The following is a 20,392-nucleotide window of genomic DNA, read 5'->3' as shown; positions in this document are numbered from 1 at the left end:
CGGCGCACCCCGCCGCCCGCCGCCCGCGGCGCCGTGTGCCGGGCACCGGGCGGGCCCCGGTGACCGCCGGCACGGAACCGCACTCCGGGGCCGTGCTGGAGAAGGCCGCGCACGAGAACTTCCCCGTCGCCCCGTTCTTCCTGCCCCGCACCTGGCGCGCCGACCTCATGGCCGTCTACGGCTACGCGCGCCTCGTCGACGACATCGGCGACGGCGACCTCGCCCCCGGCGGGACGGACGCCGTCCTGCTCGGCGCCGGCCCGGGCGCCGACGGCGACCGGCTCGCCCTGCTCGACGCCGTCGAGACCGACCTCCGCCGCGTCTTCACGCCCGGCGGCAGCCCGCGCCACCCCCTGCTCCGCGCCCTCGCCCCGGCCGTGCGCCGCCACCGGCTCACCCCCGGGCCGTTCCTCGACCTCATCGCCGCCAACCGCCGGGACCAGCACGTCCACCGCTGCCCCCGCTACGAGGACCTGCTGGCCTACTGCGAACTCTCCGCCAACCCCGTCGGCCGGCTCGTCCTCGCCGTCACCGGCACGACCAGCCCCGAACGCGTCCGCCGCTCCGACGCCGTCTGCACCGCCCTGCAGATCACCGAGCACCTCCAGGACGTCGCCGAGGACCTCGCCCGCGGCCGCGTCTACCTCCCCGCCGAGGACATGGAGCGCTTCGGCGTCCGGGAGGACGATCTGCGCCGCCCCACCGGCGACGCGCGGGTGCGCGCCCTGGTCCGCCACGAGGCCGACCGCGCCCGCGCCCTGCTCGACGAGGGCGCACCGCTCGTGGGGAGCGTCTCCGGACGCCTCAAGCTGCTGCTCGCCGGCTTCGTGGCGGGCGGCAGGGCGGCGCTGGCCGCCATCGCCGCCGCCGGCCACGACGTCCTGCCCGGACCGCCCAGGCCCACCCGAACCGCCCTCCTGCGCGCGGCGGCCGCCACACTGCGAAGAGAGGGGTGAGCCGGACCGTGACCCCGTCCGCCTCCGCACCCGCGTCCGCTTCCGTACCGGCGCCGGTGCTCGCCGCCTACCGCTACTGCGAGACCGTCACCGGGCACCAGGCCCGCAACTTCGCCTACGGCATCCGCCTGCTGCCCCCCGGCAAACGGCAGGCCATGTCGGCGCTGTACGCCTTCTCCCGCCGCGTCGACGACATCGGCGACGGCGACCTCCCCGCGTCCGCCAAGCTCGCCCGCCTGGACGACACCCGCGCCCTCCTCGCACGGGTGCGCGACGGCGGCGTCCGTACCGACGACACCGACCCCGTCGCCGTCGCCCTCGCCCACGCCGCCGAGCGTTTCCCGATCCCCCTGGCCGCGCTCGACGAACTCATCGACGGCGTCCTGATGGACGTGCGCGGCGAGACCTACGACACCTGGGACGACCTCCGGACGTACTGCCGCCGGGTCGCCGGCACGATCGGCCGGCTGTCCCTCGGCGTATTCGGGGTCACGAGCCCCCACGGCCACGGCGCCCGCGAGACCGAACGCGCCCCCGAGTACGCCGACACCCTCGGCCTCGCCCTCCAACTCACCAACATCCTCCGGGACATCCGCGAGGACGCCGCCCACGGCCGCCTCTACCTCCCCGCCGACGACCTCGCCAAGTTCGGCTGCGCCGCCGGCTTCCACACCCCCGTGCCGCCGGCCGGCGCCGACTTCACCGGCCTCGTCCACTACCAGGCGCGGCGCGCCCGCGCCCTGTTCACCGAGGGCTTCCGGCTGCTGCCGCTCCTCGACCGGCGCAGCGGCGCCTGCGTCGCCGCCATGGCCGGCATCTACCGCCGGCTGCTGGACCGCATCGCCCGCGACCCCGAGGCCGTCCTGCACGGCCGGGTCTCCCTGCCCGCACCCGAGAAGGCGTACGTCGCCGTGCGCGGCCTGTCCGGCCTGGACGCCCGGCACATCACCCGCCGCACCGCCCGCCACCGGGCCGGCCGGGCCGGAGGCCGCGCCTGATGCGCCCGCCGGTTCCCGAACCGTCCCCGCCCCGGCCCGGCCCCGCCGCGCCCGCCGGCGGCCCCGGCCCGTACCGTGCCGCCGGGCGGACCGCCGTCGTCGTCGGCGGCGGCATCGCCGGCACGGCCGCCGCCCTCGCCCTCGCCGACGCCGGTGTCCGCGTCACCCTCACCGAGGCCCGGCCGCGCCTCGGCGGGCTCGCCTTCTCCTTCCGCCGCTCCTCCCCGGCCGGGGACCTCACCGCCGACAACGGCCAGCACGTCCACCTGCGCTGTTGCACCGCCTACCGCGCGCTCCTGGAGCGCGTCGGGGCCGCCGGCCTGGCGCCCGTCCAGCACCGCCTCGACGTGCCCGTCCTCGACGCCGCCCGGAACCGCGCCGGACGGCTGCGCCGCTCCGCCCTGCCCGTACCGCTCCACCTCGCCGGCTCCCTCGCCCGCTATCCGCACCTCTCCCCGGCCGAACGCGCCGCGGCCGCCCGCGCCGCGCTCGCCCTGCGCCGCCTCGACCCCGCCGATCCGGCGCTCGACGGCACCGACTTCGGCGGCTGGCTCCGCCGGCAGGGCCAGTCCCCGCGCGCGGTGGAGGCGCTGTGGGACCTCATCGGCGTCGCCACCCTCAACGCCCCCGCCGACCGGGCGTCCCTGGCCCTGGCCGCCATGGTCTTCCGCACCGGACTGCTCTCCGCACCGGGCGCGGCGGACATCGGCCGGGCCCGGGTGCCGCTCGGCGAACTCCACGACACCCGCACCCGCCGGGCCCTGGAGGGCGCCGGCGTGCGCGTCCTGCTCCGCACCCGCGCCCGCGCGCTGCACCGCCGGGGCGCGGGCTCCGGCGGCTGGCGGGTCGCCGTCACCGCACCGGGCGGCCCGGAGACGCTGCGCGCCGACACCGTCGTCCTCGCCGTCCCGCACGACGAGGCACACCGGCTGCTGCCCGACGGTGCCCTGGACGACCCCGGGCGGCTGCTGGACATCGGGACCGCGCCGATCCTCAACGTCCATGTCGTCTACGATCGCAGGGTGCTGCGCCGCCCCTTCCTCGCCGCGCTGGGCAGCCCCGTCCAATGGGTCTTCGACCGGACGGAGCCCTCCGGGCTCACCGGCGGCGCCCAGTACCTCGCCCTGTCGCAGTCGGCCGCCGGAGACATCATCGACCTGCCCGTCGCGGAGCTCCGCCGCCGCTTCCTGCCCGAGCTGGAGCGGCTGCTGCCCGGCGCCCGGAACGCGCGGGTCGCCGACTTCTTCGTCACCCGCGAGCGCGCCGCCACCTTCGACCCCGCCCCCGGCACCGGACGGCTCCGCCCGCCCGCCCGCACCCGCGTCCCCGGCCTCCAACTCGCGGGGGCATGGACCGCCACCGGGTGGCCCGCCACGATGGAGGGCGCGGCCCGCAGCGGCGCCACCGCCGCCGCCGCGGCCCTGCGCCACCTCCGCACCGTCCGCACCCACCCGGACCCGCCCCCGGGCCCCGGCCGGGTGGACCCCCAGCAGGAGGCTGCCTGATGCCGACACCACGCCACGGGACGGAGCACCGGCACCGCACGGCAGCCCGTACCGCCGCCCGGCTCCCCGGACCGCCCGGGGCGGCCGGCACCGCGGCCTTCACCGCCCCACCCGCCCCGTCCCCGGGGCGCACGCCGCGGGCACGCACCCAGGAAGGCAGGGCCGCATGACCGGCACATCCCACGCCGCGACCCCCCGGCCCGCGCACCCCGTGCCGGCCCCGGGGGCGCGGCCCCCGGAGACAGAGCGGGCAGACGCGCGGCCCGGCACCCACGACCGCAGAGGAACCGAAGGAGAGACAGTGAACACGGCGCAACCCGCCATCGACACCGCGGACGTCCCCGCGCTGCTGCTGCGCGGACGGACGCTCGCCACGCCGGTGCTGCGGGCCGCCGTGGCCCGGCTCGCACCGCCCATGGACACCGTCGCCGCCTACCACTTCGGCTGGATCGACGCCGAGGGCCGCCCCGCCGAGGGCGACGGCGGCAAGGCGGTCCGCCCGGCGCTCGCGCTGCTCTCCGCCGAGGCGGCGGGTGCGGCGCCGGAGACCGGCGTCCCGGGCGCCGTCGCCGTCGAGCTGGTGCACAACTTCTCGCTGCTCCACGACGACCTCATGGACGGCGACGAGCAGCGCCGCCACCGCGACACCGTCTGGAAGGTGCACGGCCCCGCCCTCGCCGTCCTCGTCGGTGACGCCCTCTTCGCCCTGGCCGGGGAGATCCTGCTGGAGATGGGCACGCCCGAGGCGGCCCGCGCCGCGAGACGGCTGACCACCGCGACCCGCAAGCTCATCGACGGCCAGGCCCAGGACATCTCCTACGAGCACCGGGAGCGGGTCACCGTCGAGGAGTGCCTGCGCATGGAGGGCAACAAGACCGGCGCGCTGCTCGCCTGCGCCACCTCGATCGGCGCCGTCCTCGGCGGCGCCGACGACCACCTCGCCGACAGCCTGGAGTCCTACGGCCACCACCTCGGTCTCGCCTTCCAGGCGGTCGACGATCTGCTCGGCATCTGGGGCGACCCGGAGGCGACCGGCAAGCAGACCTGGAGCGACCTGCGGCAGCGGAAGAAGTCCCTGCCGGTCGTCGCCGCCCTCGCCGCCGGCGGAGCCGCCTCCGACCGGCTCGCCGCCATCCTCGCCGTCGACGCCAAGAGCGACCGCACCGAGGACTTCGACGAGACGGAGTTCGCCGAGCGCGCCGCGCTCATCGAGGAGGCCGGCGGCCGCACCTGGACCTCTCAGGAGGCGCAGCGGCAGCACACCGCCGCGATCGGCGCGCTGGACCGGGTCGACCTGGATCCGCACGTCCGCGAACAGCTCGTCGCCCTCGCGGACTTCGTGGTCGTGCGGCGGAAATGACCGGGCTCGCACCGTGCGGGACGACCGCCCCACCGGCCGCTCCACCGACCGCTCCACCGGCCGGTGGAGCGGCCGTCCGCGGAGAGCACCGCCGGCACATATAGACCGCTGTCACCGGCCGCCGCCGCACGCCCTCCCCGGGCGGCGCGCGGCGGCCGGTGCGCACCCCAGCACAGCAGAGCGCGTTCACTGCACGAAGGGGAAGCCATGACAGCGACGACCGACGGCAGCTCGGGCCCACGGCCCCCCGCCCTCCCGGCCGGCGGCCCGCCCGGCCCGCTCCCGGCGCCGCCCGCCGCGCCCGCCGGGGAATCCGCCGGCCCCCGCCGGGAGTCCGGAACCCCGGACCCGCGCCCTCCCGCCCCCGGTCCCCGGGACACCCCCGCCGCAGCCGAGCGCGCCGCCGCGCGGGCGGTGCGGAACCTGCTCGGCCGGCAGCACGACGAGGGCTGGTGGAAGGGCGACCTGGAGACCAACGTCACCATGGACGCCGAGGACCTGCTGCTCCGCGAGTTCCTCGGCATCGGCGACCGGCGGACCACCGAGGCCGCGGCCCGTTTCATCCGTTCCCGCCAGTGCCCGGACGGCACCTGGGCCACTTTCCACGGCGGTCCCGGCGACCTCTCCGCCACCATCGAGGCCTACGTCGCCCTCCGGCTCGCCGGCGACGCCCCCGCGGACCCGCACATGGCCGCCGCCTCCGCCTGGGTGCGCGAGCACGGCGGCATCGCCGCCTCCCGCGTCTTCACCCGGATCTGGCTCGCGCTCTTCGGCTGGTGGCCCTGGGAACAGCTGCCCGAACTGCCGCCCGAGATGATCTACCTGCCGAAGTGGTTCCCGCTCAACATCTACGACTTCGGCTGCTGGGCCCGGCAGACCATCGTGCCGCTCACCGTCGTGTCCGCCCTGCGCCCGGTGCGCCCCGCCCCCTTCCCCCTCGGCGAACTCCACCCGGACCCGGCCGCGCCGCGCCGCGCCGCGGCCACCGCCACCGGCTGGGACCGCGTCTTCCGGCGCCTGGACCGCCTCCTGCACGCCTACCGCCGGGTGGCGCCGCCCCCGCTGCGGCGCGCGGCGCTGCGGGCCTGCGCCCGCTGGATCGTCGAACGCCAGGAGAACGACGGCTGCTGGGGCGGCATCCAGCCACCCGCCGTCTACTCGGTCATCGCCCTCCACCTGCTCGGCTACGACCTCGACCACCCCGTGCTGCGCGCCGGGCTCGACTCGCTCGACCGGTTCGCCGTCTGGCAGGACGCGCCCGGCCCCGGCGGCGGTCCGAGCCGCATGATCGAGGCCTGCCAGTCCCCGGTCTGGGACACCTGCCTGGCCACCATCGCCCTCACCGACGCCGGGCTGCCCGCCGGACACCCCGCGCTCGTCAGAGCCGCCGACTGGATGCTCGGCGAGCAGGTGCTGCGCCCCGGCGACTGGTCGGTCCGCCGGCCCGGACTGCCTCCGGGCGGATGGGCGTTCGAGTTCCACAACGACAACTACCCGGACACCGACGACACCGCCGAGGTCGTCCTCGCCCTCCGCCGCACCGCCCACCCCGAGCCCGAGCGGGTCGACCGGGCCGTCCGCCGCGCCGTCCGCTGGACCCTCGGCATGCAGTCCGCGGACGGCGCCTGGGGCGCTTTCGACGCCGACAACACCAGCGCCTTCCCCAACCGGCTGCCGTTCTGCGACTTCGGCGAGGTCATCGACCCGCCGTCCGCCGACGTCACCGCGCACGTCGTCGAGATGCTCGCCGCCGAGGGCCTGGCCGCCGACCCGCGCGTCCGGCGCGCCGTCGCGTGGCTGCTCGCCGAACAGGAGCCGAGCGGTGCCTGGTTCGGCCGCTGGGGCGTCAATTACCTCTACGGCACCGGCTCCGCCGTCCCCGCCCTCGTCGCGGCCGGCGTCCCCGCGGAGCACCCCGCGATCCGCCGTGCCGTCGACTGGCTCAGCAGCGTCCAGAACGAGGACGGCGGCTGGGGCGAGGACCTGCGCTCCTACCCGGACCCCGAGTGGATCGCCCGCGGCGAGTCCACCGCCTCCCAGACCGGCTGGGCCCTCCTCGCCCTGCTCGCCGCCGGCGAGGAGGACGGGAAGGCCGTCGAACGCGGCATCGGCTGGCTCGCCCGCACCCAGCGCGAGGACGGCTCCTGGGACGAACCCCAGTTCACCGGCACCGGCTTCCCCTGGGACTTCTCCATCAACTACCACCTCTACCGGCTGGTGTTCCCGCTCACCGCCCTCGGCCGGTACCTGACCGCCGTGGGGCGGCAGCCCCGGACCGTCCCGCGGGACGCCTGATGGCCGAGGACGGCGGTCCCGCGACGCTGCTGATCGCCTGCGCGCTCTCCATCGAACGGCTTGCCCTGCGCGGCGGCGACCGGACCGGCGCACCCCGCGCCCTGACCGTCCTGCGCACCGGCATGGGCCCCCGGTCCGCCGAACGCGCCGTGCTCCGCGGCCTGCGCCGGGCCGACCCGTACGCGGTCGGCACGCCCGTCCTCGCCACCGGCTTCTGCGCGGCGCTCGCCCCGGGGATGCGCCCCGGCGACCTGGTCGTCGCCGCCGAGACCCGCGACCGGATCGGGCGCGTGCCCTGCGCGGGCACCGCCGCCCTGGCCGGCGCCCTGGCCGGGCGTGCCGGCCGCGCCCGGTCCGGCACCGCCGTCCACACCGGACCGCTCGCCGGCACCGACCACCTCGTACGGGGCGCCGAGCGTGCCCGCCTGCACGCGACCGGAGCGATCGCCGCCGACATGGAGTCCGCCGCCGTCCTCCGCACCGCGCTGGCCGCGGGGCCGCGCCCCGTTGCCGCCGTACGGGTGGTCGTGGACACCCCGGAGCGCGAACTGGCCCGGGGCGGCACGGTGCTCGGTGGAATATCGGCCTTCCGCGTCCTGCGGACCGTCCTGCCGGCTTTCTACGAATGGCACCGTTCCCTGCCGCTCCCCAGGAGGTGAGCCAGATGGCCATGCCGCTCCGCCAATCCATCCGGGTCGGAACCTATCTCTTCGCCCAGAAGCTCCGCCGCCGGGAGAAGTTCCCGCTGATCGTCGAGCTGGAACCGCTCTTCGCCTGCAACCTCAAGTGCGAGGGCTGCGGGAAGATCCAGCACCCGGCCGGGGTGCTCCGACAGCGGATGCCCGTCGCCCAGGCCGTCGGCGCGGTCCTGGAGTCGGGCGCGCCCATGGTGTCCGTCGCGGGCGGCGAACCGCTGATGCACCCGCAGATCGACGAGATCGTGCGGCAGCTCACCGCACGCAGGAAGTACGTCTTCCTCTGCACCAACGCCGTCCTGCTGCGCAAGAACATCGAGAAATTCGAACCCTCGCGCTACTTCGCCTTCGCGGTGCACATCGACGGGCTGCGCGAGCGGCACGACGCCTCCGTCGCCAAGGAAGGCGTGTTCGACGAGGCCGTCGAGGCGATCAAGGAGGCCAAGCGGCGCGGCTTCCGGGTCACCACCAACTCGACCTTCTTCAACACGGACACCCCGCAGACCATCATCGAGGTCCTCGACTACCTCAACGACGAGCTGCTGGTGGACGAGATGATGATCTCGCCCGCCTATGCCTACGAGAAAGCCCCCGACCAGGAGCACTTCCTCGGCGTCGCCCAGACCCGCGAGCTGTTCGCCAAGGCCTTCGCGGGCGGCAACCGGCGCCGGTGGCGGCTCAACCACAGCCCGCTCTTCCTCGACTTCCTGGAAGGCCGGGTGGACTTCCCCTGCACCGCCTGGGCCATCCCCAACTACTCCCTCTTCGGCTGGCAGCGGCCCTGCTACCTGATGAGCGACGGCTACGTCCCCACCTACCGGGAGCTCATCGAGGAGACCGACTGGGACGCCTACGGGCGGGGCCGCGACCCGCGCTGCGCCAACTGCATGGCGCACTGCGGCTACGAACCGACCGCCGTCCTCGCCACCCTCGGCTCGCTGCGGCAGTCGCTGCGCGCGCTGCGCGAGACGGCCGGCTGAGACCGGCCGGGAGGGAGGCGGCGGGGCCGCGGGACGGTCCTGCCGGTGCGGAGGGTCCGCTCGTCCGCACCGGCAGGCCGTGCCGTCCGGCCGTGCGGGCGGGCCGTCCGGGCGGGCCGCACGATCCAGCCCGAAAAAGCCGGCCGGCTCAGCCGTCGAGCATCCGGGCCCGCAGCCGCTCGCGCCGGTCGGGCCCGAAGCCCAGCCCCCGGGTGAGGTAGGCGTCGACCGTCCCCCACTCCTCCTCGATCGTCGTGAACGCGGCGTCCAGGTACTCCCGCCGGGCGTCGAAGAGCGGGCTCAGGAGATCCTCGACCTCCGGCGTCAGGGCGGCGGGGGAGTCGTCCGAGCGGCGGAACCGGTAGCGGCGGTGCGGGGCGGCGCTCGCGAGGTAGTCCTCCTCGATCGCGTCCCGCTCGACGCCCAGGGCGAGCAGGGTCACCGCGACCGACAGCCCCGCCCGGTCCTTGCCCGCCGCGCAGTGCATCAGCGCGGGCACGCTGTCCTCGGCGAGTGCGTGCAGCACCCGGCTGTGCTCGGTGGTGCGGGTCTTCATGATGACGCGGTAGGTGCTCGACATCCGCAGGGCGGCCTTGCCGTCGCCCAGCGCGGCGCGGAGCTGCGTCAGGTCGCCGTCCCGCACCATCCGCCAGAACTCCGCGCCGTCGGCGGGGTCGGTCAGCGGGATGTTCACATGGCGCACGCCGTCCAGCGCGATGTCGTGGCCGTCGAGGGCCACATCGGCGTCATTGCGGAAGTCGAAGACCGTGTGGAGTCCGAGGGAGGAGAGGAACGCCGCGTCCGCGGCGGTGGCCTTCGCCAGATGCCCGCTGCGGTAGAGCACCCCGCGCCGGACCGTCCGGCCGTCGCCGGTCGGCAGGCCGCCCACGTCGCGGAAGTTCCGCACACCCGAGAGCCGGGGCTCGGTCTGCTCGGCCTGGGGGACCTGAGGCGTCTGCGTCACGGGCGCTCCTCGGTGTCGGCCGCCGGCCCTCTCGCCGACGAGGCGGTGCTCCTGATGCTGCTGACCCTACGATATGGATTACCCGGGCAACCGGTTCCCCCATGCTGCCGGACCTCCGCCGGACCGCGCTCCACCTGGCCCGATCCGGCCCGCACCGGCCCGCGCTGTGGAACGCGTCACGGAAAGCGGACCTGACGACGGACGGGAGGGCGCGGGGGGAGAGAGACGGGCCGGCGCGGGGGAGCCAGACCGGGGCGGGGTGCCCCGGCGGGCGGTGTCCCGGCGGTTTCGGGAGCCACGGGCCGGCGGCTCAGAGGGCGGCGGTTCTCCCGGAGCGGCGCAGACAGGCCCAGACCACCTGGCCGCGCCCGGTCTCGTCCGGCCGGACGCCCCACTCCTCCGCCAGGGCGCCGACCAGCATCAGCCCGCGCCCGCCCTCCTCGTCGATCCCGGAGAACCGGGCGCGCGGCTCGGTCTCCGCGCAGCCCTGGTCGGTGACCTCCAGCCGCAGCCGCTGTCCGGTGAGCCGGATCTCGCAGGTCACCTTCACGCTGTCGGTGTGCCGCACGGCGTTGGTGAACAGCTCCGACACCACCAGTTCGGCGTCCGCGCGGCAGCGCTCGTCGACGCCCCACTCGGAGAGCAGCGTGAGGACACGCCGCCGGGCCTTGCAGACCGAGGCGCTCATCGCCGGCAGATGGAACACGTCCTCGAGATGCCGGGCGACGACGCCGCCGCAGCGGCTCAGCCGGAGCGCTTCATGGGAAGGAGCCACGCTGCAACTATGAGGCTTGTCACTCACGCATGGCAAGGATCAGTCTGTAAATCACAAAACGCTGACGACAGCCTGGCCCGCTCAGCTGACCCCATGACAGACTGCGCCCGGGTCAAGGTTGTTGGAGGGGATGTGCGGTGAAGGACGCGCGGTCGGGAGGTGCGCCGACCGTCCTGAGGCTGGTGCTCGGCAAGCGCCTGCAGGATCTACGGGAGAGGGCCGGGCTGTCGTTCGCGGAGGCGGGCCGCGCCCTCGACGTCACCCACGCCACGGTCCGCCGGATGGAGAAGGCCGAAGTCGGGCTGAAAATCCCCTATGTGGAGAAGCTCCTCCGGGTCTACGGCGTTACCGACCAGCGGGACATCGACGCCTTCGTCTCCCTGGCGCGGGAGGCCAACCAGCCGGGCTGGTGGCACCGCTACCGCGATGTCCTCCCCGAGTGGTTCAGCGCCTTCGTCGCCCTGGAGGGAGAGGCGAGCGTCATCCGCGCCTATGAGCCGCACTACGTCCCCGGGCTGCTCCAGACCGAGGCCTACGCGCGCGCCGTCCTCCGCGCCGGGATGCCGCACGCGCCCCAGGCCGAAGTGGAGCGCCTCGCCGCACTCCGCGCCGAGCGCCAGTCCCTGCTGACCAAGGACGACCCGCCGCTGCTGTGGGTTGTCATGGACGAGACGGTCCTGCGCCGCCCGATCGGCGGCCCCGAGGTGATGCGCGCACAGATCGACCGGCTCATCGAGGCGACCGAGATGCCGCGGGTCAGACTCCAGCTCATGCCCTTCTCCGCGGGTCCGCACCCGGCCATGTACGGTCCCTTTCACATCTTCCGGTTTCCGCTCCCGGAACTGCCGGACGTCGTCTACTCCGAGAGCCTCGTCGGCGCCGTCTACGTCGACCAGCGGGACGACGTGTCGGCGTTCCTGGAGGCCCTGGACCGGATGTGCGCGCAAGCCGCGCCCGCACACACCACCCGGACGGTGCTGGGTGGGATTCGCAAGGAGATCTGAACCATGGATCGCAGGAAACGTATTTACAACGGGATGCCCTCCACGGAGCTCGGCACGGAGGGCTGGCACAAGCCGTGGAGCGGCGGAAACGGGGGGAGTTGTGTGGAGGCCATGAAGCTGGGTGACGGAAGGGTCGCGCTGCGTCAGTCCACCGACCCGGACGGCCCCGCCCTGATATACAGCCATCACGAAATCGCGACCTTCATCCGTGGCGCGAAGGACGGCGAGGCGGACTTCCTCCTCGCCTGACCGGGCCGGCCCGCCCCGACCGAGCCGGCCGGCTTTCCCGCACGGACACGGGGGAACTCCCCACGGACAGGGGGAAGACAGAAATGGAGACCGGTGTGACCGACCAGGGTTTCCCTGTCGAACATATCGACACCAGCAGACCGCATCCCGCCCGGATGTACGACTACTACCTCGGGGGATGGGACAACTACGAGGTCGACCGCGCGGCCGCGGAGGACGTCATGAAGCTGGCCCCGGACACCCGGGCCACCGCGCGGGCGAACCGGGCTTTCATGCAGCGGGCCGTGCGGACCGTCGTCAAGGCGGGCGTCCGGCAGATCATCGACATCGGCACCGGCATCCCCACCTCGCCCAACACCCATGAGATCGCACGGGAGATCGCGCCGGACACCCGGGTGGCATTCGTCGATAACGACGTCATCGTGGCGGCCCACGCGGAGGCCAAGCTGACCAACGAGGGCAACGCCGCCTTCGTCCACGCCGACGTCCGGGAACCGCGCACCATCCGGGACCACCCCACCATCCGCCGGCTCATCGACTTCGACCAGCCGGTGGCCCTGATGCTCGTCGCCGTCCTGCACTTCATCGACGACGCCTCGGACCCGGAGGGCATCCTCGCCGCCCTCGGCGAGGACCTGCCCGCCGGAAGCCATCTCATCCTCAGCCACGTCACCGCCGACTTCCACGGAGAGAGTCGGAGGCGCGCGGAGGGTGAGGATGTCGTCAAGGTCTACGACCGGACCACGGCCCACCTCACCCTGCGCGACCACGCCCGCATCCTGCCCTTCTTCAACGGCTACGAACTGCTCGACCCGGGACTGGTCCAGGCCACGGCCTGGCGTCCCGAGGAGGGGACCGGCAAGGCCGGCGAGGCCGGAGGGCGCACCGTCGCGTGCTACGGAGGCGTGGGCCGCAAGCCCTGAACGGCCGACGGGGCAGGGGGGCCGGGCCCGCGCGTACGGACGGCGGGCCCGGCCCCCGTACGTGCCCGCACGGCTGCCGAGCGGACCGGCCTCCGTCCGGCCGCGCCGTCACCCGGGGGCCGGCTCCGCCGTGCCGGGGGCGAAGACGGACCCCGGGCGGCGGCGCGGTGCGGGCATTTTGCGGACCGCCCCACCGTTCTCCTGTCGAGCACAGCGCCGGCGGCACAGCCGGCGGACACCACCGGGCGCCGCGGCGAGGGCCGCGGCGCACCACCGAGCAGCCGCCCCACGGAGGTCCCGTGCCCGAACCCGAATCCAGCTCCGCGCCCCGCCCCGGGATTCGTCCCGCGCCCCGCCCGAACCGCCCGCGGCGTGCCGCCCCCGGGGCGCTGCGGTCCCTCGCCGCCCGGCTGCGGCCCGCGGCCTTCGGCGCGGACCCGGCCGGGGAGCGTCTCGAACGCATCCGCAGATCGCCGCAGTGGGCGGACGGGCAGTTCCGCAACCCGGTGCCCACCCGCATGATGCTGCCGGGCTCCGGCCGGGCGCTGCTGCGCGCCCAGTTCGACCGGGAGGCGCGCAGACGCCGCGCGCCCGCCGGCGCCATACCCGTGCACCGGCCCGCCGCGGAGACCCGGAACGCCCCGCCCCCGTCCGGTCTCCGGCTGACCTGGATGGGGCACTCCAGCGTGCTCGCGGAGATCGACGGTCACCGGGTCCTGTTCGACCCGGTCTGGAGCGAGCGCTGCTCGCCGTTCGCCTTCGCCGGACCGCGCCGTCTGCACCCCGTGCCGCTGCCGCTGGACGACCTGGCGCCGGTCGACGTCGTCGTCATCTCGCACGACCACTACGACCACCTGGACATGGCGGCCGTCCGCGCGCTGGCGGCCACCGGCACCCGGTTCGCCGTACCGCTGGGCGTCGGGGCGGACCTCGAACACTGGGGCGTCGACCCGGCGCGCGTCGACGAACTGGACTGGCACGAGTCGGCCCGGGTCGGGGAGCTGACGCTCACGGCCACGCCCGCGCGGCACTTCTGCGGCCGGGGGCTCGTCCGCGGGATGCGGACCCTGTGGGCCTCCTGGGTCGTGGCCGGCCCGGAGCACCGGGTCTTCCACAGCGGGGACACCGGCTACTACCACGGGTTCGCCGAGACCGGCGCCGCGTACGGCCCGTTCGACGCCACGATGATCCAGATCGGCGCGTACTCCGAGCACTGGCCGGAGATCCACATGACCCCGGAGGAAGGGGTGCGGACCCACCTCGACCTGTCCGGCGGGACACCGGCCGGTGCGCTGCTGCCCATCCACTGGGGCACGTTCAACCTCGCGCCGCACCCGTGGGAGGAGCCCGCCGAACGGACCGCGGCGGCGGCACGGGAGGCGGGGGTACGGCTCGCCGCGCCCCGGCCCGGCGAGCCGTTCGAGCCGGGCGGGGACGGTCCGCTGCCCGGCGAACCGTGGTGGCGCGCGGTGGCCGTGCCGGCCGCGGCGGGGGAGCGGACCGCGGACGGTGACCGCGCGGCGGCGCCCGGTGCTGCCGGGCCGGCTGCCGGCGGCGCGACGGAGGCGGCGCACCGTCCGTACTCCTCGGGGCCTGCGCGGGGCGGCCAGTAGGATGCGAGGCCGTGCGGGGGCACCCCGCACGCGCGGCGGGGGAGGGAACGCGTGATCGAACTGTCCGAGATGATCCGGGAGTTGCGGCGTGAGCTGACGTCCGCCATGGCGGACGGCGAGGGGCGGGCGCTGCGGTTCGAGGCCGGGCCGGTCGAGGTCGAAACGGCCGTCGAGGTGGGCCGGGAGGCGGGCGGCAGCGGCAGGGTCCGCTTCTGGGTCGTCGAGGCCGGCGCCGAGGGACGCCTCACCCGGGCGGCCACCCAGCGGATCACCGTCACCCTCCAGCCCGTACGGACCGACGAGGACGGCCGTCCCGCCGGGCCCGCCCTGATCGCGGGCGACGAGGCCGACGGCGAACGCTGACGGCGGCGGGGACGGCAGCGGGAACGGACGGGGAAACGGGAACGGGACGGGGCCAGTGGACACCGAGCCGTCGCACGCCACCCGCGTCGCCGAGATCATCGCGACGCGGGCGGGCGGCGGCACCCGGCGCGGATCGGGCCTCCTGGTCCGGCCCGGCCGGGTGCTCACCGCCGCCCATGTGGTCGCGGACGCGGCGCGGGTGTGCGTACGGTTCGACGCCGACCGGCCGGGCGAACGCACGCTCGACGCCGAGGTCACGTGGCGCCACGAGGGCGTCGACGCCGCGGTGCTGTCGGTGGACCCCGGAGCGGCGGGTGGCGAACAGCCGCCGTGGCTGCCGCCGTTCGGCCGGATCGGCGAGCGGGACGCGGTCCTGCGCTGCAGCGCGGTCGGCTTCCCGCTGTTCAAACTCCGCCGGGACGCGGACGGTTCGTCCCACCGCGACACCGCGCACGCCGTGGCCACCTGCGCCGTGCTGTCCAACCGCCGCGAGGGCACGCTCGACCTGAGCACCGACCCGCCCGCCGAGCCCGGCCCGGCCGTCTCCTCCGCCGGTGCGGTCCCTCCGGCCGGTCCCGCTGTCTCGCCGTGGTCCGGTATGTCGGGCGCCGTGGTGCTCAGCCGCGGCCACGTCATCGGCGTCGTCGCCGAACACCACCGCACCGACGGGCCGGGCCGGCTCGCCGCGAGCCGTGTGGACCGCTGGGCGGAACACCTCGCGCCGGCGGAACTGCACGCCCTCGAGGCGTGCCTGGACACCCGGCTCGACCCCGCCGCACTGCCCGACGTGCTGCCCCCGGCGGCCTCCGCCCTCGCCGAGTCCGTCTACCGGGCGCAGCTCCGGGACATCGCCCCGCCGCGGCTGGACGGCAGGGAGGAGGAGTTGGCGGAGCTCGTCGCGTTCTGCGGCGGCGGGGAGCCGTACCGCTGGCTCCAGGCACCGCCGTGGGCCGGCAAGACGGCGCTCGCCGCCTGGTTCGCCCTGCACCCGCCGCGCGGTGTCGTACCGGTGTGGTTCTTCATCACCGCCCGGTTCGCCGGCCAGTCCGACAGCGATGCCTTCACCGAGGCCCTCGTCCACCAGCTCGCCGCCATCGCCGGCCGCGCCCCGTCGGCGCACGCCCTGCCGATGGCCCGGGACGGCGAGCGGCGGCTGCTCCTGGAGGAGGCCGCGCGGCGGGTGGCCCGGGACGGCGGCACGCTGCTGCTCGTCGTGGACGGTCTGGACGAGGACCAGTCCGCCCGCCCCGGCGGCACCGGCCCGAGCATCGCCTCGCTGCTGCCGCCGCGGCTGCCGCCCCAGGTGCGCGTGCTCGTCACCAGCCGCCCCAACCCGGGCCTGCCGCAGGACGTCCCCGGTGGCCACCCGCTGCGGAACCCGGCCGTCGTCACCCCGCTGGGGACCGCCGAGGCCGCGCGCCACACCGAGGACGAGGCCCGCTGGGACCTGTCCCACGCGCTCTACGGCGAGGACGAACTCGGCCGGGAACTCGTCGGTCTGTTCACCGCCGCCCGCGGCAGCCTCACCCCGCGCGACCTGCACGAGCTGACCGGGCGGCCCTACCTGGACCTGCGGAAGTGGCTGGGCAGCGCCTTCGGCCGGCTGCTGCGGGTGCGGGACTACGCGGACGCCCTCAACTCCGGCAGCAGCGGCGACCGGGCGGCGCCCCGGGACGACCCCGACGCCACCCGCGGCCACCTCTTCGCCCACGAGACGCTCTACACCGCGGCCCTCGGCCAACTGGGCGGCGACATCGAGCGGTACCGGGAACGCCTGCACCGCTGGGCCGCCCGGTACGCGGAGCGCGGCTGGCCCCGTAGCACCCCGCCGTACCTCCTCCGTCCGTACAGCCGTCTGGTCACCGGCCTCGGGGACGCCGTGCGGGCCGCCCGGCTGGCCGCCGACGTCCGCCGGCACGACCGGCTCCGGGTCGCCACCGGCAGCGACGCCGCCGCGCTCGCCGAGATCGACACCGCGATACGTCTGCTGCGCGACACGGAACCGGACGACCTGGCGAACCTGGCGCCCCTGGCGGCGGCGCGGGACCTGCTGGCGGGCCGCAACCGCGCGCTGCCGCCGGAACTGCCGCCCGTGGTGGCCGAGTCGGGGGACTTCGGGCGCGCGGAAGGACTCGCGCACAGCGTGTACGACCCGTTTGAGCGGGCGATGGCCCTGGTGGGCGTCGCCCGGGTCCTCGCGCGCCGCGGGGACCGGGAACGGGCCGTCGAACTGGTGCGTGAGGCCGAGGACTTGGCGGTCCACCTCCCCGTGGAGGGGTCGCCGCCGGACGAGGACCTCGGCCCCCTGCACCGCGGCGCGGCGGTCGTCCTCGCCGCGTGCGGGCGGGCGGACGAGGCGCTGGCCCTGGTGGAACGGCTCAAGGACGTCGACGGGGAGCCCGTCTTCGGCGACGGGCCGGACGGCCCCGATGGGACGCCCGAGGTCGTGGACGTCGTCGAGACCGTGGAGATGTCCCCCGAAGCGGCCGAGGCGCTGGCCGAGGTGGCGGCCGCGCTGCGGCCGTACGACGAGCGGACGGCCGCCCGGCTGCTGGACGAGGCGGAGGCGGCCGCGCAGGGTTGGACACCCGTCTTCCGGACGCCGGTGCTGGCCGCGGTGGCCCGTGCCTGCGCGGGCCACGACGAGCCGCGGAGGGACCGGCTCCTCGACCGGATCGAGGCCGAGGCGGAAGCCGGGACGGCCGCGGAGGGCGGGGTGGAACGGATCCAGGCGCCGGCCGTCACGCTTCTGGCGGTGTCGGAGCTCGGGGACACCCGGCCGGAGCGGGCGGTCCGGCTCGCGCGCGCCCTGGCGCGATGGGCGGACTCATGCACACTCGGCCCCGAGCCGTTTGCCGTGTTCCACGGCGGGACCCCCCGGACCGACACGGTGGTGGCGCTGGCTCTCGGCGGCCTGCCGGAGGAGGCGGCCGCTTTCGCCGCCCGGTCTCCGGCCGAGGGGTCCTCGTGGGCGGCGTGGCGCAGGAGCGAGGCCATCGCCGGAGCCTGGGTGCGCCGGGGGCGCCCCGACCGGGCCCTGAGCATCCTGGAAGACGGAGCCGTGAAGGGCCGGGACGCCGACAGGCTGCGTCTGGCGCTGGTCCGGACCCTCGCGGAGGAGGGCCACCCGGAGGAGGCGGTGCGCTGCGCGGCCGGACTCGCCAGGCCCTCGGACGCCGCCGCGGCGCTGAGCACGGTCGCGGGGCATCTGCTCGGCACGGACCGCCGGCGTGCGACGGAACTGTTCGACGCGGCGGCCGAGGCGCTGTACGGACCGGCGGCCGGTGTCGGCCTGGAGGACGCGGCGCTCGTCCGGCTCGCCGAGGCCCTGGCGGTCGTGGGTGACTACGAGCGAGCCGGGCGCACGGCAGAGTCGATGGGGGAGCCGGCCCTGCGGTGGTGGGCCCTGGCCGAGACGGCGGTGCGCCGGGGCGCCACCGACAGTGATGCGGCCCTCCGGACGCTGGAGGGCGCGCTGGAGACCTCCGGCGCCGGGGGCGGCCCGCCGGAAGGGCGCGCGCGGATCGCCGTCGCGGTGGCGCTGCAGCGGCTCGGAGCCGTCGCGAAGGCGCGGGAACTGGCGGACACGCTCACCGAAGAGCAGCGGGCCGTGCATGCGGCGCTGCTCTCCTCGCTCCTGTGGGACCACGACCGCGCGGCCGCCGAATCCCTGGCAGCGGCCGTGGAGAGCGGTTGCACGGTGGCCCGGCCCCCGGACGAGGACGATCCGGACCACGCCGTCCGCACACTGCCGTTCCTGCTGGCGGCCCTCGGGAACCGTTCCCCGGCCCGCGCCCGGCGCATGGCCGGCCGCCTGGTACGGGCCGTGAAGGCCGCGTCACCGACCGAACTATTGTTCTCTCGCCAGCAGTTGGAGGCGATCCTGCCTCTTCTGCCGGGGGAACTGCGGAGGGATGCCGGCGAACTGCTCGGTCCCCCGGACCCCCGCGACGAGCCCTGGCCGGAACCCGGCGACTACGGCCCCGCCGCTCTGCTGCGCGCGGCCGAGGGCGACTTCGCGGGCGCGGAGGAACTGGCCCGGGAGATCCACGACGCGTGGGAACGCGGCGCGGCACTGACTGAACTCGCGGCCGTGCTGGTGGGATCGGCCGGACCGGTGCTCGCGATTCCGGGTGACGGCGCACTGTTCGGGCAGGCGGCGTGGATCACGCGCCGGTGGATCGGCGCGGCCGGGCTGCCCGCCGAAGGCGGTGCGCGCGAACGCACGGCCCGCGCCCGCCGGCTGCTGGGCGAGGTGCTGGCGGCCGAGGGCTGGTACCACGCGCTGCCGCTGCTGGCCGAGCTGGAACCGGACGCGGTGCGCGCGGCGGCGGACGTGGTGTTCGCCCGCCCCGGCCCGGACGACCGGGCACACGGGCCCGGCAGCAACAACAGTGTCCCCGGGGCGGCTGGTGCCGGTGTCGCGGCCTCGGCGGCGGGGAACAGCGGGTTCGCGGGGGGTGCGGCCGGCGGCTGACGGCTCCGCGCTCCACTGCGCCGTTCCGTACCGCACTGACCCGTCGCTGTCGCTGTCAACCACGCTTTACCACGGGCCACTTCGGGCACCGGCACGACGACCGGCACCGCAGGCGCCGGGGTCACCGAACACGGGACCGGTACCGCACGGATCGGGAAACCGGAGTTTGAACCACAGCCAGGTGCCGTGGTCGAGCCCACGGGCACCACGGGCGCCGGGACCACGGGCACGGGGACAACCGGCACCGCGCCCGCTCCGGCACGGCGTCACAGGGACAGAGCGACCGTCACCACCGCCGTGGGCGCACGGACCGGCTTGGGCCGCCACCCCCTGCGTCGGCGCGGCCCGCCGGGTCCGTCCGGGGGCGGAGCGGGCACCCGGGCGGACCGGACACCGGGGGGTGGACCGCACACCGGGGGAGCGATGTCCGGTCGCCCGCTCAGAGCGGCAGGGCCGCCGGGTTCTTCACCACGCGGGGGTCGGAGAAGACCGTGTTGTCGATGACCACGTCTGCCCCGGGGAGCGGGTCGGCCTCCCGGAGGTAGACCCGGTGCGCCGCCAGATACCGGTCGCGGTGGATCGATTCCGCATCCGCGCCGGACCGCTCCCGGTCGCGCTCGGCGCCCCGGCGGACGGAGACCTCCGGGGCCACGTGGAGCCAGATCCGGAAGTCCCAGTACGTGTTGATCTCCGGGCGGAAGGCGAAGACGCCGTCCACGATCAGTACCGTGTCCGGGGTGAGCGGCGTGGGCCGGTCGGAGTGGTCCCGCTGGGTGAGCGGGTCGATGGAGCACAGCACGGCCGAGGTCTCGCCGGGCCTGCGGCAGCGGCGCAGCAGCAGGCGCTCGACCGCCTCGTAGTCGTACGCGTTGCGGTAGTAGCCCTCGCCGGACTCCCGGTCGTACAGGTGCCGGTCACGCCACGGCTTCTTGAAGTCGTCGAGCGTCGCACGGAGCACCGGGCGTCCGGCCGCGGCGATGTGCCGGGCCAGTTCGTGTCCGAAGCCGGTCTTGCCCGCAGCGGTGAAGCCGTCGATCCCCACGAGAAGACGTCCGCCGCTCAGCCCCGCCACGCGCCTGGCGAGCAGCGCGACGAGGGCGCTCCGCCGGGGTGAGGCGGCGGGCGGGGTGGGCTGCTGCCATGTCGAAGCCGAGTGACGCACGTCCGCCTGTCCAGCGGGTCGCAATTCCATGGGTTGAATCTATCGAGTGAAGCGGCCAGTTGTGTTGACGGGG

The 20,392-nt window shown here is 75.6% G+C and carries 16 protein-coding genes; 13 read left to right on the top strand and 3 right to left on the bottom strand.

The features are described 5' to 3' along the window. Positions 1-59: 59 nt before the first annotated feature. The 7 genes from hpnC (at position 60) to hpnH (ending at position 8,789) form a co-directional block, all read left to right on the top strand. Positions 60-956, top strand: a complete 897-nt coding sequence (gene hpnC / locus SXIN_RS04430) for a squalene synthase HpnC (RefSeq protein WP_095757919.1) — start codon at positions 60-62, stop codon at positions 954-956. Then, positions 953-1,954 carry a presqualene diphosphate synthase HpnD gene (gene hpnD, locus SXIN_RS04425; RefSeq protein ID WP_238153672.1) on the top strand — a complete coding sequence of 334 codons (1,002 nt, stop codon included), beginning with the start codon at positions 953-955 and terminating at the stop codon, positions 1,952-1,954. The genes hpnC and hpnD overlap by 4 nt, the downstream gene beginning before the upstream one ends. Next, the gene (gene hpnE, locus SXIN_RS04420) at positions 1,954-3,459 is read left to right on the top strand and encodes a hydroxysqualene dehydroxylase HpnE (RefSeq protein ID WP_095756609.1); all 1,506 of its coding nucleotides are present in this window, start codon (positions 1,954-1,956) and stop codon (positions 3,457-3,459) included. Before hpnD ends, hpnE begins: the two co-directional genes overlap by 1 nt. A gap of 301 nt (positions 3,460-3,760) precedes the next feature. Beyond that, positions 3,761-4,819, top strand: coding sequence for a polyprenyl synthetase family protein (locus tag SXIN_RS04415; RefSeq protein ID WP_238153671.1), 1,059 nt, complete (start codon positions 3,761-3,763; stop codon positions 4,817-4,819). A gap of 207 nt (positions 4,820-5,026) precedes the next feature. Next, the gene (gene shc / locus SXIN_RS04410) at positions 5,027-7,114 is read left to right on the top strand and encodes a squalene--hopene cyclase (protein WP_095756607.1); all 2,088 of its coding nucleotides are present in this window, start codon (positions 5,027-5,029) and stop codon (positions 7,112-7,114) included. Then, a complete protein-coding gene (locus SXIN_RS04405) occupies positions 7,114-7,773 on the top strand; it encodes a phosphorylase family protein (RefSeq protein ID WP_095756606.1) in 660 nt (219 codons plus the stop codon). Before shc ends, SXIN_RS04405 begins: the two co-directional genes overlap by 1 nt. 5 nt (positions 7,774-7,778) lie before the next feature. Further along, a complete protein-coding gene (gene hpnH / locus SXIN_RS04400; protein WP_019710756.1) occupies positions 7,779-8,789 on the top strand; it encodes an adenosyl-hopene transferase HpnH in 1,011 nt (336 codons plus the stop codon). Positions 8,790-8,937: 148 nt separating this feature from the next. Here hpnH and SXIN_RS04395 read toward each other — a convergent pair whose 3' ends face one another. Further along, positions 8,938-9,753, bottom strand: a complete 816-nt coding sequence (locus SXIN_RS04395) for a tyrosine-protein phosphatase (RefSeq protein ID WP_019710755.1) — start codon at positions 9,751-9,753, stop codon at positions 8,938-8,940. A gap of 310 nt (positions 9,754-10,063) precedes the next feature. Next, positions 10,064-10,528, bottom strand: coding sequence for an ATP-binding protein (locus tag SXIN_RS04390; RefSeq protein ID WP_019710754.1), 465 nt, complete (start codon positions 10,526-10,528; stop codon positions 10,064-10,066). Between the two features lie 137 nt (positions 10,529-10,665). Here SXIN_RS04390 and SXIN_RS04385 point away from each other — a divergent pair, with 137 nt between their 5' ends. The 6 genes from SXIN_RS04385 (at position 10,666) to SXIN_RS32695 (ending at position 19,157) form a co-directional block, all read left to right on the top strand. Further along, entirely contained in the window at positions 10,666-11,532 is an 867-nt protein-coding gene (locus tag SXIN_RS04385) for a helix-turn-helix domain-containing protein (RefSeq protein WP_019710753.1), read from the top strand. A gap of 3 nt (positions 11,533-11,535) precedes the next feature. Continuing rightward, positions 11,536-11,781 carry a DUF397 domain-containing protein gene (locus tag SXIN_RS04380; protein WP_019710752.1) on the top strand — a complete coding sequence of 82 codons (246 nt, stop codon included), beginning with the start codon at positions 11,536-11,538 and terminating at the stop codon, positions 11,779-11,781. A gap of 83 nt (positions 11,782-11,864) precedes the next feature. Continuing rightward, positions 11,865-12,704 (top strand): SAM-dependent methyltransferase, encoded by an 840-nt coding sequence (locus SXIN_RS04375; RefSeq protein WP_019710751.1) that lies wholly within the window; start codon positions 11,865-11,867, stop codon positions 12,702-12,704. Positions 12,705-13,093: 389 nt separating this feature from the next. Continuing rightward, positions 13,094-14,317 carry an MBL fold metallo-hydrolase gene (locus SXIN_RS04370; RefSeq protein ID WP_192883658.1) on the top strand — a complete coding sequence of 408 codons (1,224 nt, stop codon included), beginning with the start codon at positions 13,094-13,096 and terminating at the stop codon, positions 14,315-14,317. A 51-nt stretch (positions 14,318-14,368) separates the two neighbouring features. Then, a complete protein-coding gene (locus SXIN_RS04365) occupies positions 14,369-14,680 on the top strand; it encodes a trypco2 family protein (RefSeq protein WP_019706385.1) in 312 nt (103 codons plus the stop codon). A gap of 55 nt (positions 14,681-14,735) precedes the next feature. Further along, a complete protein-coding gene (locus SXIN_RS32695) occupies positions 14,736-19,157 on the top strand; it encodes a trypsin-like peptidase domain-containing protein (RefSeq protein WP_095756605.1) in 4,422 nt (1,473 codons plus the stop codon). Positions 19,158-19,596: 439 nt separating this feature from the next. Here SXIN_RS32695 and SXIN_RS04355 read toward each other — a convergent pair whose 3' ends face one another. After that, positions 19,597-20,349, bottom strand: coding sequence for a nucleoside/nucleotide kinase family protein (locus SXIN_RS04355; protein WP_039823106.1), 753 nt, complete (start codon positions 20,347-20,349; stop codon positions 19,597-19,599). Between the last annotated feature and the right edge of the window lie 43 nt (positions 20,350-20,392).

This window comes from Streptomyces xinghaiensis S187 (genome assembly GCF_000220705.2).
Taxonomy (GTDB): domain Bacteria; phylum Actinomycetota; class Actinomycetes; order Streptomycetales; family Streptomycetaceae; genus Streptomyces; species Streptomyces xinghaiensis.
The sequence above is the reverse complement of the archived record's forward strand: the minus strand, read 5'-3'. Positions and strand labels throughout refer to the sequence as shown.

What these genes read in the sequence shown, in the direction of transcription:
- hpnE (WP_095756609.1), top strand. Translation starts at nt 1,954, where the DNA reads ATGCGCCCGCCGGTTCCCGAACCGTCCCCGCCCCGGCCCGGCCCCGCC.
- shc (WP_095756607.1), top strand. Translation starts at nt 5,027, where the DNA reads ATGACAGCGACGACCGACGGCAGCTCGGGCCCACGGCCCCCCGCCCTC.
- SXIN_RS04405 (WP_095756606.1), top strand. Translation starts at nt 7,114, where the DNA reads ATGGCCGAGGACGGCGGTCCCGCGACGCTGCTGATCGCCTGCGCGCTC.
- hpnH (WP_019710756.1), top strand. Translation starts at nt 7,779, where the DNA reads ATGGCCATGCCGCTCCGCCAATCCATCCGGGTCGGAACCTATCTCTTC.
- SXIN_RS04380 (WP_019710752.1), top strand. Translation starts at nt 11,536, where the DNA reads ATGGATCGCAGGAAACGTATTTACAACGGGATGCCCTCCACGGAGCTC.
- SXIN_RS04375 (WP_019710751.1), top strand. Translation starts at nt 11,865, where the DNA reads ATGGAGACCGGTGTGACCGACCAGGGTTTCCCTGTCGAACATATCGAC.
- SXIN_RS04355 (WP_039823106.1), bottom strand. Translation starts at nt 20,349, where the DNA reads ATGGAATTGCGACCCGCTGGACAGGCGGACGTGCGTCACTCGGCTTCG.